Raw genomic sequence first — 17899 nt, forward strand, 5'->3', positions numbered from 1 at the left:
TACACAATATAAAGAAAATAAAACCGTTCTATCGGAATTTGTACATGATAGAGCATCATTTTATTAAATTATAGCATTATTATGCCCAAATGGCGCACAATATCGATAATTCAATTATGATTTTATGATTATTTTATAATTGGGACAAGCATGAAAAAACTGAGCTTTTTATGATCATAAAGGCACCAAAAAAGGATGCCCCTCTCCTGGCATCCTTTTCTGGGAATCCGTCGATTCCACCCTCACCTCATAAAAAATCATCGCAAACAACGCTTTTGCAAAAAGAAAAATAGAAATAAAACTTTAAAAGCATGCTACAAAAACATTTGTTTTGCAACACTTGTTTTATATCATTTTTTCATAGAAAAGTCAACTGTTTAACCAATTTGGCTCTCAAGAACGGTTTTTGCTTCGGCAATGGCATCAGCGATTCCCGCGGGATTCTTACCACCTGCCTGAGCCATGTTGGGACGACCGCCGCCGCCTCCGCCTACCTTGGGAGCGATAGCCTTAACAAGGTTTCCTGCATGAGCACCCTTGGCCATAGCTTCATCTGTAGCCATAGTTACAAGGTTAACCTTGCCATCACACTCTGAGATAAGAACAACAACACCCTCTCCAATCTTGGTCTTCATCTGATCGCCGAGATCTCTGAGTCCGTTCATATCAACACCCTTAAGTGATACGGCAAGAAGCTTAACGCCCTTAACTTCCTCAACCTTGTCGGTTACATCACCGAGAGCAGCCTGAGCCTCTTTACTCTTAAGTGACTCGTTCTCGCTCTTAAGTGCCTTGAGCTCATCCTGAAGTTTCTTGATGTGCTCTGCGATATCTGAAGAATTAGCCTTAAGAAGCTTTGCAGCCTCATTGAGCTTATTCTCTGTATTCTTGTAATACTCTCTTGCATTGCTGCCTGTAAGAGCCTCTATTCTACGTACGCCTGCGGCAACACCGCTCTCAGATACGATCTTGAAGATTCCAACGTGGCTTGTATTGGCAACATGTGTACCACCGCAAAGCTCTGTTGAGAAGTCTCCCATCTTAACTACTCTTACAACATCGCCGTACTTCTCACCAAAAAGAGCCATTGCTCCGGTCTTCTTGGCATCTTCCATTGACATCTCCTGAGTAACAACGGGAAGTGCCTCCGCAATCTTCTCATTAACAAGATCTTCAACCTTCTGAAGTTCCTCGGCTGTCATAGCCTGATGATGGCTAAAGTCAAATCTTGTCTTGTCGGGATCCTGATATGAACCGGCCTGCTCTACATGGTCACCCAGAACAACTCTGAGGGCCTTCTGAAGAAGGTGAGTTGCCGAGTGGTTTCTGCAAGTCTTTGCTCTGTTTTCCGCATCTACGGAAAGCTTAACGGCTGCGCCGTTCTTGATGCTTCCCTTTACAACAGTACCAACATGTGCAATTCTTCCGCCTGCAACATGGATAGTCTCTTCAACCTTGAACTCAGTTCCGTCAGCAGTAATGGTTCCGATATCACCGATCTGTCCACCCATTGTTCCGTAGAAAGGTGTCTTGTCTGTGATAACTGTTCCCTTAGAGCCTTCTGTAAGTTCCTCGGCAAGTCCGTTCTCATCTGCGATGGCAACAACCTTGGCATCTGCGTTAAGCTCTGTATAACCTACAAACTCACAAGTTACGGACTCATCAAGTGAATCGAATACGTTCTTTCCTGCATCGAGATTAGCTGAGAAGTTCTGATTGTCTCTCGCCTTCTGCTTCTGCTCTTCCATCGACTCAGCAAAGCCCTTCTCGTCAACAAGAAGTCCTTCTTCCTCTGCAAGCTCAACAGTAAGCTCAACAGGGAATCCGTATGTATCGTAAAGGAAGAATGCGTCTTTACCTCCAATCTCCTTCTTTCCTTCTTCTCTTGTCTTATCAAGGATCTTCTTGAACTCTTTCATACCGTTCTCAAGAGTGCTCTCAAAACGAGCGATCTCACGAGAAAGCTCAGTAAGAACATACTCGCGGTTCTTTACAAGAAGAGGATAGCTCTCAGCATAAACCTCATCGATAAAGATAGCTGCGATTCCAAGGATCTGATCCTTGTTAAGAGAAAGAGCTCTCGCATGTCTTACGGCACGACGAATAAGTCTTCTTAAAATATAGCCTGCTCCAGTGTTTGAAGGAAGGAGCTTTTTCTCATCGCCTATAAGCATAACGGATGTACGAATATGATCTGCGAGGATACGGATAGATCTTGTTGTCTTCTCATCCTCGTTGTACTTAACGTTTGCATTCTTTTCAATATACTGAACTGCAGGTACGAAAACATCCACCTGATATACGTCCTTGGTTCCGTTAAGGAAAGCAAGGATACGCTCAAGTCCCCAACCTGTATCAACGTTCTTCTGTGAAAGAGGTGTGAGTGAACCGTCGTGGTGCTTCTCATACTGCATGAATACGTCGTTACCAAGCTCTGTGTACTTACCGCATGAGCATCCGGGTCCGCAATCAGGGCCGCAGTCCGGCTTATCAGCTATATAGAACATCTCAGAGTCGGGTCCGCAAGGGCCGTACTCAAGTCCCCACCAGTTATCCTCGGCGGGAAGATAATAGATATTCTCTTTCTTAAAGCCTGAAGCGATACGATACTGAGCACCCTCTTCGTCTCTGGGTGCATTCTCGTCACCTGCAAAAACAGTAGCTGCAAGGTGATCCGCATCAAATCCGAAAACCTGTGTAAGAAGCTCAAAGCTCCATTTGCAACGCTCTTCCTTGAAATAATCTCCAAGGCTCCAGCTACCCATCATCTCAAAGAAGGTAACGTGGCTCTTATCACCTACGGAATCGATATCGTTGGTTCTTACGCATCCCTGAACATTACAAAGTCTTGTTCCGAGAGGATGCTTCTTACCGAGAAGATAAGGCATAAGAGGCTGCATACCCGCAACGTTGAACATAACACCTGTTGAACCGTCGGATACAAGTGAAACTGCTCCAACATCAACATGTCCGCGATCTATATAGAACTGCTTCCATGTTTTGCGCAGTTCATTGGCTGTAAATTGTCTCATAATAATATATGCTCCTTCTATCCGAAAGTCTTAGAATGTAAACTTGTCGGCAAAATATGCTTCAAGCTCGTCGATGGCAACACGCTCCTGCTCCATGCTGTCTCTGAATCTAACGGTTACCTTGCCGTCTGTCTCTGAGTCGAAATCGTATGTGATGCAGAAAGGAGTTCCGATCTCATCCTGACGACGATATCTCTTACCGATGTTACCACGGTCGTCAAACTCGCAGTTGTACTTCTTGGAAAGCTGATTGTAAATCTTCTCGGCACCTTCGTTGAGCTTCTTGGAAAGAGGAAGGATACCGATCTTAACAGGTGCAAGAGCGGGATGGAAATGAAGAACTGTTCTTACATCACCCTCACCGATTTCCTCTTCATCGTATGCTCCGCAAAGGAATGCAAGAACAACACGGTCCGCACCGAGTGAAGGCTCGATAACGTAAGGAATGTATCTCTTGTTCTGAACATCATCAAAGTAAGTAAGATCTTCGCTTGATGTTTCCTGATGTCTTGTAAGGTCATAATCGGTTCTGTCGGCGATACCCCAAAGCTCACCCCATCCGAACGGGAAGAGGAACTCGATATCACTTGTTGCCTTACTGTAGAATGAAAGCTCTTCCTTCTCATGGTCACGAACTCTCATCTCATCTTCTTTCATGCCAAGGCTCTTAAGCCAGTTAATGCAGTAATCTTTCCAATATGCAAACCACTCAAGGTCTGTATCGGGCTCACAGAAGAACTCAAGCTCCATCTGCTCAAATTCTCTTGTTCTGAATGTAAAGTTACCGGGTGTGATCTCGTTTCTGAATGACTTACCGATCTGTCCGATACCGAAAGGAATCTTCTTGCGTGATGTTCTCTGAACATTCTTGAAGTTTACGAAGATACCCTGAGCAGTCTCGGGACGAAGGTATACAGTATTCTTGGCATCCTCCGTTACACCCTGGAATGTCTTAAACATAAGATTGAACTGTCTGATATCGGTAAAGTTATGCTTACCGCAGGAAGGACAAGGAACGTTGTTATCTTCGATGAACTGCATCATCTTCTCATTGCTCCAAGCATCAACGGAGCCTTCAAGAGCGATGCCTTTCTCTGCTGCAAAGTCTTCAATGATCTTGTCGGCACGGAATCTCTCATGACACTCTTTACAATCCATAAGAGGATCTGAAAAGCTTCCCAAATGTCCACTGGCTACCCAAGTCTGAGGGTTCATAAGAATGGCACAGTCAACTCCCACATTGTAAGGGCTCTCCTGAACGAATTTCTGCCACCAAGCTTTCTTAACGTTGTTCTTAAGCTCAACACCAAGGTTACCGTAATCCCAAGTATTGGCAAGTCCGCCGTAAATCTCAGAGCCGGGGTAAATAAAGCCTCTTCCCTTAGCAAGAGCTATAATTTTTTCCATTGTCTTTGCACTGTTTTCCATAACTTTCTCCATTCCTGCGAATTAATTAGTAATTTATTTTGAAAGAAGAAGCTGCATAGTTCCATCGGATTCGCCTGCAGGAACAACTTCTTTTTTGCTCAGTAATTGTACATCTTTAGAAATATAGTCAATCTTATAAGGAGCCTTTACCTTAACTGCCTCATCACAGATAATTATGTGCTTATCCTTGTACTGCTCTTTCCAGTCGTCGGGAAGCTTATCATCGCCTGTTCCGACCATATCGGCAGACACAGTATACCCCTTCTCCTCAGCCTCCGTAAGAGTACCGTAGAAGAAAGAAACTTCGTTAAAATCGGCATAATCATTTGCACTGTTATAATCCATAACAAGCTTGACAGTCTTTTTCTCCTCATCATACTTAAGAGAATCAACCGTCACCTTGGTACTTAAATACTCCGAATTGAAATCGGAAACCTTGGTGCCTACCATCTCCGTAAGCTCGTTAACATCATAGTTGGGCTCAGCAAAAGCCTCATAGATAACGCTCTTAACAGCGCCTTCTTTTGACACTTCGACTCTTGTCGAATTATCATCTTTTCCGCAGGCACTCATTAATATGCCAAAAACAGCAATGCATAGCAATGCTGCGGTCTTGGAAAAATGTCTTTTTACTTTTTCAGTAGATTTAATTCTATCTGATATCAATGTCATAACTAAATTCTCTCCAAAATATCAGTCTTTACGCAAACAAAGTTATTATATCCAAATCGTTTTTCTTTTTCAACTTTATAAAGTATCAAATACCTTCAAGCATTTCAAGACTCTTGAGCGGTCTGTCTATAAATCTTTTCCTATATTCGTCCGTTACTGCGATCAGCTGCGCAAGCACTTCATCCTTAACGGTAAAAGAATACAGCTTTTCAAGCGGGCTTTTTACTATATAATCCATCGAATACTGCGTTGCCTCAAGAAGGTTCCGTCCCTGCGGAATGCCCGGATACTCTCCTTCTATTGCAAGAGTGCGAAGCTCATATATACATCTGACGAGCCTGTTCGGAATATTCTCATTCAAAAGAGCTTTCAAGGAAATATACAAAAGATTTAATAGCTCGACATCTTCGCTGTTTTCTCTTGTATAATAGCTTGCAAGCTCCAAAAGATACGTGCCGTAAAACGCCGCTTCAAGATTCTGTCTGAATCCTTCAAAAAAATTATCTATATCGGCTTCGACTATCGTATATGATGTCTTAGATGCAAAAAGCTTAAAAGTTCCAAAACAAAACGGTTCAACACAGCCGCCCAGCTTACTTCCGGGTTTTCGTGCGCTTCTGGCAAAAGCGGTTATCTTGCCTCTGTCGGAAGTAAAAATAGTAACGACCCAGTCGTAATCTCCCGTAGGTGAATGCTTAAGAACTATGCCTCTTACGATTACCAAATCTTCCATAAATAAATTACCGTTACCTAAAAGACGTTACTTGTAATTCCTTACGTCATAACCAAAACTCTTCATCTGAGTCTTGTCATCACGCCAGTCCTTCCTTACCTTAACCCAGAGCTGAAGATTGACCTTCATTCCGACAAGTTCCTCGATATCACGTCTTGCCGTGCTTCCGATCTTCTTAAGCATCGCTCCGCCTTTTCCTATGACAATGCCCTTATGAGAATCCCTTTCACAGATTATCGTAGCCTCGATATCCATGATTTCTTTATCTTCTCTTTCGCGCATTCTCTCTATAGTTACGGCGATTCCGTGCGGAACCTCGTCCTTCATAAGTCTGAGTGCCTTCTCTCTGATGATTTCCGCAGCGATATTTCGCTCCGGCTGATCGGTAAGAGTATCCTCATCGTAAAAAGGAGGTCCGACAGGTAAAAACTCTTTTATCGCGTTCATTACTTCGTCGATATTGATCCTTCGAAGTGCCGCCGTATGAACGACCTTTGCAAAATCCATTTGACTTCTGTACGCTTCTTCAAACTTGGACAGATTCTCTTTTTCTACGGTATCTATCTTGTTGATAACAAGAATAACAGGCTTCTTGCATGCTTTAAGCTCTTCGATTATGCCCTTTTCGCCGGCACCTATAAAAGTACTCGGCTCAACAAGCCATAGCACAACATCGACCTCGTCCAGAGTACTCTTGGCAACCTTGGTCATATACTCACCAAGCTTGTTCTTACTCTCGTGAATTCCGGGAGTATCAAGGAATATCATCTGGCAGGTGTCATCGGTGTACACCGTCATTATTCTGTTTCTGGTGGTCTGCGGCTTACTTGACGTTATCGCTATCTTCTGTCCGATAAGCTGATTCATGAGAGTCGACTTACCGACGTTTGGGCGACCTATAAGTGTCACAAAACCTGTTTTGAAATTATTGTCCATCTTTACCTTCCGGTTTTTCATTAGTAGTGTTTACAGGAGGAGTGTTTACAGGCACTCCGATCTGCTTCATAAACGCTTCACGCTTTGCAGCGCTCTTTTTTTTGCTCTTCTTTACGATGAAGACAATCACGAATACCACGATTCCAAGGAGAACAAGCTGAGGGATATGAATTACGAACCAGATAAAGAATTCCTTAAATCCGTGTCCGATTGATTTAAGGCTCTTCATAAAGCCCTCGCCCATTCTTGCAAACGCTCCCTTTTCCTCAGTGGGTGTATACGTTACAACTTCCTCGATATTTAAATAAACAGTGCTGTAGTCAACTTTATTATCATAAGTACGAAGCTGAGATTCTATACTTTCAAGCTGATATCTTACATCCGCAAGCTTTTCCTGAACAGCAAGAATATCTTCGATCTTCTCGGCAGATTCAAGGATACCGAGAAGGCTCTTTTCCTCTGCTCTGAGAGCATTTTTCTTACTCTCAAGATCCACATAAGATAAAGTAACATCCTCAACGTTTGAAGATTTGCTTGTTATGTTGGACGCATTCTCGATAGTCTCAATAAAGCCGTCGAGCTTATCTGCAGGGATCCTTATGGTATAATCCGCTCTTCTTACGGTCTGTCCGGAGCTATACCTGCTTCCGTTGTAGACATTGCTATTCTCGATATAACCGCCAAGCTCAGTAACCTTGGAAGTAAGCTTTGAGATCGTATCATCAAGATTCTCGGATTCAGCCGAAATGTTCACCGTAGTTATAAGCTTACGTGATGTGTCGTTGACAGTCTGTGCCTGCTCCTGAGCTCCTGCGCTGTAATCGGCGGATTCTTCGGCGACTTCAGCTGCGGCGTTATCATAAACACCTCCCGCTTCTTCCGGCGCTGCATTCTTACCAAGTGCGAACTCGGTGGTGCCATCGCTTGAGCTACCGCATCCCGAGATCACAATTGCAAAAGACATTACACAAGCTAAAACAATACCAAATCTCTTTTTCATACTCATTCCCCCGCGGGATAAAATACTTATCCCTTGTTTACCAGTTGTTCGATGTTATCAAAAAGTTTCTTACTCTTCTCTATCTTGTCCGCGGCACCAATTACGCACAGGCACTCATCTGACATGAATGCATCCACATAATCCGCAAGTTTCCTGATCGTATCCTTAGTCGTACCAAGAAGCTGATCTCTGTTCCTTTGGATATTCTCCATCTTGGCATTACACATGTAAGCCGTAAGGCCGTATGTTCCTTTACCCGAAGGAGTCTTGGGTGTATCAAGATCTGATATCGCACCGATTATATACTGAAGGATAACTCTGTCATCCTCATCAAAGTTTCGAAGATACTCGGAAGCATTTTCAAACACCTTGATACTGTTATCAAGATTGGGATCTCTGTATGTCACAAAAGCTGCATCGCCGTTCTTGGCATAGCTACTCATGCAGCCGTAAGCGCCTCCCAAAACTCTGATATTCTTCCAAAGGTAATCATAGCCCATCATAACCTTAAGGACTCTGAGCGCACCGTCATAAGCAAAACCTTTGCTCGCAAAGTTTCCTGCGCGGCATACATACTGAACCTGGCCTGCGGTCTTAAACGCCTCATTCTTCTTAACAGGCTTGAACACAAGCTCTTTTTTCTCATACTCATCAGTAAAAAGACACTGCGCAAACTTCTTGCATTCCTCGGGAACGCCCTCATACTCTGCCTTAGTTCCGGTTACGTCAACAAGAAGATTCTCGGCTCTGAAGATTTCTTTTGTAAGCTTGGTCAGAGTTCCGGTGATCTCTTTTGCACCTTCCTTGGTTCCGATCATCGAGATCATCTTCTCAAGATGCCTGAAATAACCGATTCCGCTTACCTGATCCGAGACCATCGCTGCGGGTGAAACATAGCTCATCGCTCTTATAGCAGCGGTCTGATGGCCGGCGCTTGCAAGATCTGACTGCATTCTTGCATACTGTTCATCCAGGATCTCGGAGATTCTCTTAACATCGTCAAAAAGAGAATTGATCAAAATCTCTTTTACCAGGTCAAACGCATGGGAAAGGTTGCCGTGAAGCACCTTGACACTGACTTCAAATACAGTCTTAAACTTAGTCGTGTCCGCAGCATCAGTATATGTACTGATGGCACCGCTTACTCCGCCTGTGCGAATATTGATCTCATTGTAGAGATCCTTGTATGTATAGTTCTTGGTGTTTAACATGCCGAGAACTTTTTTGAGAGCAGCAGCGTATGGAAGCATCTCTGCGTCTATGTTTTTAAGGTCAAAGACAAAAGTCAGATAATCAATTCCGTTGGTAAATATATCATGGAAAAGAATATCCACTCCGTACTCGTTCTTTTTCTCAAAAATAAACTGCTCTGAAGTTTTCTTAAGGTCCTCAAGCTTAAGGAGCGGGATCTTCTTAAGATCTTCGGGATCGTCGGGAGTGTCCTGATACTCCTTGAGCTCTTTTGTCTCCCTGACGATAGTCTCGATCTCCTCTTCGCTGAGCGAATTCTTGTAGTCTTCAAGCTTTTTCTTAAGCGCTTCATCCTTCTTGGCAGAAAGACCGGGCTCGGGCTCAAGCATCACTACGGTTCTGTGTGTGTTATCAAGAAGATACTTCTGAATAAGTTCCTCGAAATAACGTCCCTCCGCCTCTTTCTTAAGCTCCGCAAAGGTCTCGTTGGCTTCAACGTTGATCCAGGGAAGGTTGTCATCGTAGAGCCAGCTGTCAAAGGTCTGTAGTCCGTACAAAAGGCCCTTGGGATATCTTCCGAAATCAGCCTCTCTGTACTTGAACTCGTCGTAGCTAAGCCCTGCCAAAAGAGCTTTCTTATCAATGCCGTTCTTAACCTGATTTTCAAGGACTTCTCTGATGGTCTTGATAAACTCTTCTTTCTGATCCTTGTCGGCGTTCTTTGCTATTATTGAGAAAACAGGCTGCTGGATGCTGTTGTCGTATTCACTGTAAACATCCTGTCCGATTCCCTTATCGATAAGTGCCTTCTTGATAGGTGCACCGGGAGCTGAACAGAGTGCGTAGTCCAAAATGTCAAAAGCGATATAGAGCTTTTTATCAAGAGTTGAACCCACGCTGCAATTATAGGAAAGATAAGTGTTCTTGGAGGTCTCATCCTCTGCAAGAACGGAATATGACTTCACGATCTCTTTTGGAGCATCGAATGCGGGCTGTCTTCCGATTGCGGAATCAACCTCAAGCTTATCAAAAGCTGAGAGATATGCCTCATCAATGTAGTTAAGTTTCTCTTCCATATCCATATTGCCGTAGAGGTAAATATAGCTGTTGGAAGGGTGATAATACTTTCTGTGGAAATCAAGGTAATCCTCGTATGTAAGCGAAGGGATCACATCGGGGTCACCGCCCGATTCGATTCCGTATGTAATATCGGGATAAAGAGAACTCTGGATCTCTCTTGAGAGAACGTCATCGGCCGATGAAAACGCTCCCTTCATCTCGTTGTAAACAACACCGTTGATGGTGAGCTCCGATGACTCATCTTCCATCTCATAGTGCCAACCTTCCTGGCGGAAGATCTTGTTGGTCTTATAAATATTGGGATAAAAGACCGCATCGAGATAAACGTGCATCAGATTCTGAAAATCCGTATCGTTGCAGCTGGCTACGGGATAAACGGTCTTATCCGGAAATGTCATAGCGTTGATAAAGGTATTGAGTGAACCCTTTACGAGTTCCACAAAAGGATCTTTGATCGGAAAATCCCTGGATCCGCAAAGTACCGTGTGCTCGATTATATGGGCAACACCGGTTGAATCCTTGGGCGGTGTTCTAAAACCGATAGCGAAGACTTTGTTCTCTTCGTCATTGGACAAAAGAGCTACTCTCGCCCCCGTCTTCTTATGCCTGTAGACGAAGCTGTCTGAATTCAGATCGTCTATTCTTCTGCTCTCGATAAGCTCGTAAGCAGGTACATTTAATTTTTTCATTAATGGTTACGTCCCCTCGTTTTATAATTTAATATTATTTATTATTATTTATATATTAATTTGATATACGAATTGCTCCATTGCTATCGCAATTTTCGCAATTCTACATACATTCGGAAACCGCTGATTTACTTTGTAAATCGCTATTTCCTCATGTCTGTTCGGGGCATAAAGTTCAAAATGCATTACATGCAAGCATGTTTGCATTTTGAACTTTCGCCCCTTTATATATCAAAATCATCTCCGTCTTCGAAGCTGATGTCGAAATCGTCTTTAAATGTCATGTTTGAAGCATCATTATTGTCATCTTTATGATCGTTCTTCCTGTTAAGGGAAATCTTGCCTTCAAACTGCGGAACTTTCTTCTTGGGCCTTTCGCGCTTAACCTCATCGGCGTCCGCCTCGGTCTCTTCCGGAAGTACCATGCCTTCGGGAACAAAACGCGGTTCCTCAGCCTTCGGCGCAGGCGCAGGAATATGTGCGGACTCTTCGGGCTCCGGTGCGGGTTCCGGCTCCTCGTTCTCCGACGCAAGCTCGGGCTCGGGTGTTGTTTCAGGCTCACTCTCCTCTTCCTCGGGCTCTTCCTCGGCTTCGGGAGTCACCACTTCGGATGTACCCATATGAGCATCGACGCCTTCGCTCTCAGGCTCCTCTTCATCTTCAGAAGATTCTGTTACAATAAGCGCTGCAACACATGCCAGTATTATTCCGTAGAATATTGTGATCATAAGCTTACTGTTCATTCTTGTGGCACCCAAAAGAGGTGTTGCCGCAAAAAGTATCAGCATTGAAAGAAGGAAAGGTGAAACCTTGTCCTCTTTTCTGTTTTTCCAAAATCCCACAATTACTCCGGACATGGCGATAACGGTGATAAGATAGATAAGCTTATAGTCCGTATATGTCCAGAAAGCATCGAACGTATTAACGTTGTGGAAGAAATATTTATGCCAGTTGTCAAATACCTTTCCAAATCCAGCTACTCCGCCTTCCTGCAGGATCATTCCAAAGAATGCAAGAGCCGCTCCGACAATAACGAAAAGTAATCTCGTAAGCTCTTTTACCACTGTACTGTTCTTAACGATAAGCGCAGAAATAAGAAGCGGAAGCACGACCAAAAATGTTCCGGCGTCCACATACCCCATAAATCCGATAACCGCTCCGACCAGAATATACCAAGGGATCCAAGCTTTGCTGCCAAAATTGTTGTCGGATGCCCTTCTTAAATAAAAGGCAATAAACAAAAGCTCTATTCCGAACAAGCACAGGAAAAGAGGATCCGTTGTAAGTTCAAGCTTTAAAAAGCTATCAAGAAAAGCAGGCATAAATGAAACAAAAGCAGCATACACAATAGAAGCTACTTTTCCCAAAAGAAGCTTAACCGCATTAGCTGTAAGTATTATGAAAACACATGATAAAACGGCGGAAAAAATATACGCCATAGATATTCTGTTTCCGGTAAAAAGTAAAATACCGCTCAGAATCTTTGAAAAAGCAACAGACAAAAGACCGTTGTCCGGCACCTTGTTGTTTCCGCCGATGACCGCATTCTCATAAAGAGAAAGTTGTCCTGAAATCTCGGCTGATGAATTGGCAAGGCAAAGGAACCTTGTAATATATGCCCCGATAACGATAGCTATCATCATCACGGTATATATTACATTGCAGGCTTTATTTTCACTTGCCTTGTAAAGTTCCAAAGAATCGCTCAGATTTCCGAGGAAATACGTGAGCGTGTTCATGATCGCTATACCAAGAACGGTAAACGTCAAGGTATATAAAACAGTATTGATCTCGGGGAAAAGTCCTGATGTGTAGCCGGACCCCGCCACCATAAGTACATCGAAGATAACGAATAACACCCAGATGATTATTGCCGGCCATTTATGCTTTAATTTCATTTTCAGAACTCCCCTTTTTTCGCAAATTTTAGTGTCAATTACTCCTCAGGCTCTTCCCAGTTGTGATAAACAGCCTGAACATCATCGTCCTCATCGAGAAGATCAAGAATTCTCTGAAGATACTTAACTGTCTCGGGATCTGTTACCTGTACATAATTCTGAGGAATCATGGTAACCTCAGCTGAAGCTGTCTCAATGTTCTCTTTTCCGAGTGCCTCAACTACAGCCTGGAAATTCTCAGGTGTTGTAAGGATCTCGTAGCTGTCCTCTTCCTCGTTGAAATCGTCAGCGCCTGCATCAAGAACAAGCATCATAAGGTCGTCTGAAGACATGCTGCAAACTTCCTTGTCGATAAGAATCTGACCCTTGTTGTCAAACATATATGATACGCAGCCGGGAGTACCAACGTTACCGTTACCCTTAGTAAATGCGCTCTTTACATTAGCTGCTGTTCTGTTCTGATTATCTGTAAGTGCCTCAACGATGATGGCTGTTCCGCCGGGGCCGTATCCTTCGTATGTAATGCTCTTGTAATCTACTCCGCCTTCTGCACCGGAAGCCTTCTTGATTCCACGCTCAATAGTGTCGTTGGGCATGTTGTTGGCCTTAGCCTTGGCAATTACGGTCGCAAGCTTGAAGTTATTGTTGGGATCGGGACCACCTTCCTTAACCGCAACCGCGATTTCTCTACCGATGATAGTGAAAATTTTTCCCTTTGCCGCATCATTCTTTTCTTTCTTATGCTTGATGTTGGCAAATTTTGAATGTCCTGACATAAAAACTTCCTTTCGTAAAAAATCTATTTTGCTATTTCAACTTCGTCATCCTGCTCGGTAAGCTCTTCCTTCGGGAGCTTCTTCATAAGTACGCTGAGTATCTTATGATTTTCAACAGAAAGAATAGTGAAACTATAGCCTTGTTCATCAACGCTGAAATCAACGTCTTCTTCGGGTATCCTGTCGAGCTTGGAAATAAGGAAACCGTTGAGAGTCTCGAATTCCGTGTCATCAAAAGAGAGCTCGAATTTCTTCTCGAGAACTTCAAGCGGTGTCATACCGTCGACAATGAATTCACCCTGATTCTTGGTGGGCTTGATGTAATCCTCATCCTCATCGTACTCATCAAGGATGTTACCCACAATTTCTTCCAAAATATCTTCCATGGAAACAAGACCGGCCGTCTGACCGTACTCATCGATTACGATGACCATCTGAGTCTTGGAAGACTGCATGTTATGGAAAAGAGAATCGATATTTCTCGTCTCGGGAACAAACTTGGGCTGACGAAGCAATCCCTTGATCTTCCTGATCGGAAGGTCGTTGTCTGTCTCCTCCGAGAGCTTCTTCATCGCATCTCTTATATGCATGATACCAATGATGTGATCGATATCATCGAGATACACAGGGAATCTCGAGTTGTTCGTATCCATCATAAAGTTAACTGCCTGCTTAAGTGTAAGGTTGGCATCTATGGCAACCATGGCGTTTCTGTTTGTCATGATATCCTGAGCCTCTTTATCCGAAAACTCAAAGATATTGGTGATCATATCGGCCTCAGTTTCCTGAAGTACGCCCTGCTCCTGACCTTCAGAAACCATCGATTTGATCTCTTCCTCAGTCACATCGTCAAGGTTATCGTCACCTCTGACGCCAAACAAATAAAGAACCGCACCGGAAAATCCGTGGATCAGAAGTACGATCGGGTAAAAGAGAATCTGCAAGAACTTAACGGGATAATAGCAAACATAAGCCCATTGTCTTGCCTTCCTGCCTGCAAGTCTTGCCGGTATGGCAATTCCGAAGCACATGATAACAAACACAATAACAAAGCATGTCAAAAGCCACACGATAAATCTCATGCAAAGGTTGTCTCCCACGCTGCAAAAGCGCTCAAGATATCTTGCAATACCCGAAACAACAACCGCGCCAAGCACCATGTTTATAACCATGCATACCAGCTGAATTGCCTCATCAAACATGTGTCTTTTGGGATTCTCAAGAAGCCTTAAAAGTCCGCTTCCTATTATGCTCTTTTTCTCCTGATTGTCCTTCTCGATATCATCCTCTTTGACATGCCCTATCGCAACGCAAAAGCCATGTACAAAGATGTCGGTCAATAATATTATAAAAAACAAAAAAATACTGACAGAAGGCAAGCCTTCGTCCATAGTCATTCCTCCTAAATAAGATAATAATCCGCTTTTTCACGCAAAGTACCAAATTAAAATATAACATATTTTACGCCAATGTTCAAAATCGCTTCTTTGCCTCGGCGTATTGAACATTGATTTCTTGTAACGCTGCAGTGTCGCCGTCCATATTGTCGGGGTGATAGAGCTTAACAAGACTCTTGTACTTGCGCTCTACACTCTCCTTACTGTTGCATCCGGCAAAGAAGTCAAACGCGCCGACATTCCGAGCCGCGCCTGAAGATGCACCGCCAAAGCCCGCATCCGATGAAGCATCGCGGTCTCTTGAATAAGTACGTTCGCTTTTACCTCGATGAGAATTATCCTCTATATAATCATCGTTGTATTCGTCGTCCTCGTAATCTTCATCATCATAGTACTCGGGCTCTTCATCCTCATACTCTTCATCATACTCATCCACGCCGTATTCATCGTCGTTATATCTGTCATATCTGCGTCGATCGCTTCTGCGATCATGTCTGCCACGGAAGTAGTCGCGCTCATTGTCTTCATAGTAATCTCCGTCGCGATCTTCTTCGTCCTCGTAGTCGTCTTCGTACTCATCTTCCCCGTAGAAATCATCTGCAGTGGCTTTCTTTTTGGCGCTCTGCATGGCAGCCTCTTCATAGCCGCCGTTTTTAAGCCAGTTGGCGTACTTCTTCTCGTAATGTTTTTTGCCCGATTCAGGGAACATCTTGTAATAGCGTCCCATGAACTGCTCGGTAAAAGACTTTCCGAGAATAGCCCGAAGCACATAGATAACGGCATCAATCACAATCGCACCAAACAAAACGATGCCATAGGATTCAAAAACCGTAATTGTAAGAAGCACGGTCGCAACGGGAATTAACATGATCACCGTAAACAGCATCAGAAAAATGTAAGCTATGCTTCCTTTGTACGGATAAACCTCACTCATCCACCACTGTCTGACATTATTGTAAGTATCGGCGACGTTCTTAAAGCCGACAAACAGAAGCTTCTCCGCCTCATGCTTGACGTTATCGTTCGCAGCACTACTCTCCGTAGCGTTTATGAGCTTACCGATATTACCGGTCACAAGGATAAATAAATTGAGAACAAAAAGAAGTGCCACGCACACAGCCGTTACGGGCAAAAGACAAAACAAAAACTTAAACCCCTTGGCAATAAGCCCCAAGAACCATGAAAGCATGGAAAACACGGCTTTCAGCACCGATATAAAAAGACCTGCGACGGTTCCCGCCGCCATCGACAATAACGAAATCATCAGATATACTCTGCTCCCTTGCAAAACATTTCTTCTCAAATTTTATACGAAATAAAGCCCCGTGTCGAGCGAAACCATTCTTAAAATAAGGCTTTGCACTAAGCATCCCCCAGCGTAAGCCACCCCTAAAATATACGCAATACCGTTTTACGGCATGTAAATCTAATGTTTTCTCTAAAATACATGTATGCCCTTCACTCCAGAAAGCACAAAAAAGCATGCACTTCTGTAAATTACCTCGAAGTGCATGCTCACGTACTTCCGTTATGAGCCGAAATGCAATTGAAATACCGATAAATCCAGCAAAACAGGCATGTAAAACTTACTGATTTCATGATAAACATGCCCAATCGACAAATATCAGAATCATGGCGAAAAAAATCTTTAGTTTTTCTGTTTTATCCATTTATCTTGTTCAATGTCTCTGTAAGCAATCCATCCCAAAGGTAAATCAGCAACCTGATTAACAGTCGGATCGATATTGACCATTTCGTATAGTGAAATAATCATTGCGTCCTCTTCTTTCACCTCTTCGCCTTCAAGAACCTCCCACATTCCGTCGTCTTCATCATGTGATACCAACACTATACTTTTTTCTTTACTAACAATGTTTTTTGTAGTAATTACCATCGTGTTTTTGTCGTCAATAAATTCGTATTTCATATTATTCTTCAAGCTACACTACTATATATGATTTTATTGTATATTTACATTCTCTCTTTAAGATAATTTGCTATCTCAGTTCGGCCATACAGCTTGGCGTAATCATAGGCATTTACATTATCATAATCACCTATTCCATAGCATGGTGTGAGATCTATTCCTTTTTCTACCAAGAATTTGACCACATCAAAATGATCATTATATATAGCTGCAATCAAAGGATTTCTTGCAAAAGTGCTTACATCTAAGATAGCGCCGTTATCATAAAGCAATTTAACCATATCCAAATCACCTTCAAACGCTGCATCTGTCAACGCAGATACATCTCCTGCTCCACCTGTTTTATTGATATCAATTCCTCGTTCAATCAAATACCTTGCTACATCAAACAATCCAAACGTCGCTGCATCTTGTAAAAATGTCCCACAGGGAGTTACCTCTTCCAAAATCCCCTGATTATTATCAATCAATTCTTTTATATGCTCTAAATCATTGCTCTTTATAGCTTTCCGCATTTCCTTAAGTATTTCTTTATCCATAACTCACCTCCAGAATATCAGAACATCTCTATCTTTCACTTGCAATTCGCCCCATTTTTTGTAGAAACTTATCGATATCATCTTTTCCAACTCCAAATTCAGCTCTTTCAACTAACCCCTCAACAACTTCTCTTAATGGCTCAACGCTGTGCTGCCCTGGGATACCATTGGGCGCCCATGTTAACACTTCCTCAGCAAGAATCGGGTCAATTCCGTATTCTCTTAAGACAGCCTGCCCTTGTTTTACAAGTTCTTGCTGAACTGCACCATTTCCATTTTTAAAGACAATATGGTGGGCATGAGGATTAAACATATCTTCAGGTGGTGGTCCCTCCATATTCTTAAGGTATTCTCCGAAATTGATTTTCTTCATTTCAGATTCAAATTCTTCCGTGATACCTAAATTTGACATCTTCTCACTTATTTCTTTTATTTCATCAAATGAAAAATCACCCTTTTGAATGCCACGCCTAAGTTTTGAAATCTTATCAGCAGACACATTTCCTGAGGTATCTAAGATATCCTTGAGACAATCATCCACTTTGCTTGTTCTTTCAACGACTTCTTCTGCGGCATCGCCTGCTTTATCTACTACTTTCTC

Annotated in this window: 14 protein-coding genes; all 14 read right to left on the reverse strand. The window is 43.0% G+C overall.

Annotated elements, in window-relative coordinates:
* Positions 1–377: 377 nt before the first annotated feature.
* The gene (gene alaS, locus BM377_RS13385; RefSeq protein ID WP_092249507.1) at positions 378–3032 is read right to left on the reverse strand and encodes an alanine--tRNA ligase; all 2655 of its coding nucleotides are present in this window, start codon (positions 3030–3032) and stop codon (positions 378–380) included.
* A 30-nt stretch (positions 3033–3062) separates the two neighbouring features.
* Positions 3063–4460: a glycine--tRNA ligase gene (locus tag BM377_RS13390; RefSeq protein ID WP_092249510.1), complete on the reverse strand. Its 1398-nt coding sequence runs from the start codon at positions 4458–4460 to the stop codon at positions 3063–3065.
* A 33-nt stretch (positions 4461–4493) separates the two neighbouring features.
* The gene (locus BM377_RS13395; RefSeq protein WP_092249513.1) at positions 4494–5132 is read right to left on the reverse strand and encodes a hypothetical protein; all 639 of its coding nucleotides are present in this window, start codon (positions 5130–5132) and stop codon (positions 4494–4496) included.
* Between the two features lie 85 nt (positions 5133–5217).
* Entirely contained in the window at positions 5218–5865 is a 648-nt protein-coding gene (recO, locus tag BM377_RS13400) for a DNA repair protein RecO (protein WP_092249517.1), read from the reverse strand.
* A 27-nt stretch (positions 5866–5892) separates the two neighbouring features.
* Positions 5893–6801, reverse strand: a complete 909-nt coding sequence (gene era, locus BM377_RS13405) for a GTPase Era (RefSeq protein WP_092249520.1) — start codon at positions 6799–6801, stop codon at positions 5893–5895.
* On the reverse strand, positions 6791–7801 hold the full coding sequence (locus BM377_RS13410; protein ID WP_177223890.1) for a DUF4349 domain-containing protein: 1011 nt from the start codon (positions 7799–7801) through the stop codon (positions 6791–6793). Before BM377_RS13410 ends, era begins: the two co-directional genes overlap by 11 nt.
* 26 nt (positions 7802–7827) lie before the next feature.
* A complete protein-coding gene (locus BM377_RS13415) occupies positions 7828–10761 on the reverse strand; it encodes an insulinase family protein (RefSeq protein ID WP_092249526.1) in 2934 nt (977 codons plus the stop codon).
* 224 nt (positions 10762–10985) lie between these two features.
* On the reverse strand, positions 10986–12659 hold the full coding sequence (locus tag BM377_RS13420) for a glycosyltransferase family protein (protein WP_092249529.1): 1674 nt from the start codon (positions 12657–12659) through the stop codon (positions 10986–10988).
* A gap of 38 nt (positions 12660–12697) precedes the next feature.
* Entirely contained in the window at positions 12698–13435 is a 738-nt protein-coding gene (locus tag BM377_RS13425) for a YebC/PmpR family DNA-binding transcriptional regulator (protein WP_092249532.1), read from the reverse strand.
* Between the two features lie 23 nt (positions 13436–13458).
* Positions 13459–14826: a hemolysin family protein gene (locus tag BM377_RS13430; RefSeq protein ID WP_092249535.1), complete on the reverse strand. Its 1368-nt coding sequence runs from the start codon at positions 14824–14826 to the stop codon at positions 13459–13461.
* Positions 14827–14908: 82 nt separating this feature from the next.
* Positions 14909–16096, reverse strand: coding sequence for a hypothetical protein (locus tag BM377_RS13435; protein WP_143104514.1), 1188 nt, complete (start codon positions 16094–16096; stop codon positions 14909–14911).
* Between the two features lie 384 nt (positions 16097–16480).
* Positions 16481–16759 (reverse strand): hypothetical protein, encoded by a 279-nt coding sequence (locus BM377_RS13440; RefSeq protein ID WP_092241800.1) that lies wholly within the window; start codon positions 16757–16759, stop codon positions 16481–16483.
* Positions 16760–16803: 44 nt separating this feature from the next.
* On the reverse strand, positions 16804–17298 hold the full coding sequence (locus BM377_RS13445) for an ankyrin repeat domain-containing protein (protein ID WP_092249541.1): 495 nt from the start codon (positions 17296–17298) through the stop codon (positions 16804–16806).
* A 28-nt stretch (positions 17299–17326) separates the two neighbouring features.
* The coding region (locus tag BM377_RS13450; RefSeq protein WP_207646916.1) for a hypothetical protein at positions 17327–17899 on the reverse strand (573 nt) is incomplete at its 5' end.

Source organism: Butyrivibrio sp. INlla21, from assembly GCF_900116875.1.
Taxonomy (GTDB): domain Bacteria; phylum Bacillota; class Clostridia; order Lachnospirales; family Lachnospiraceae; genus Butyrivibrio.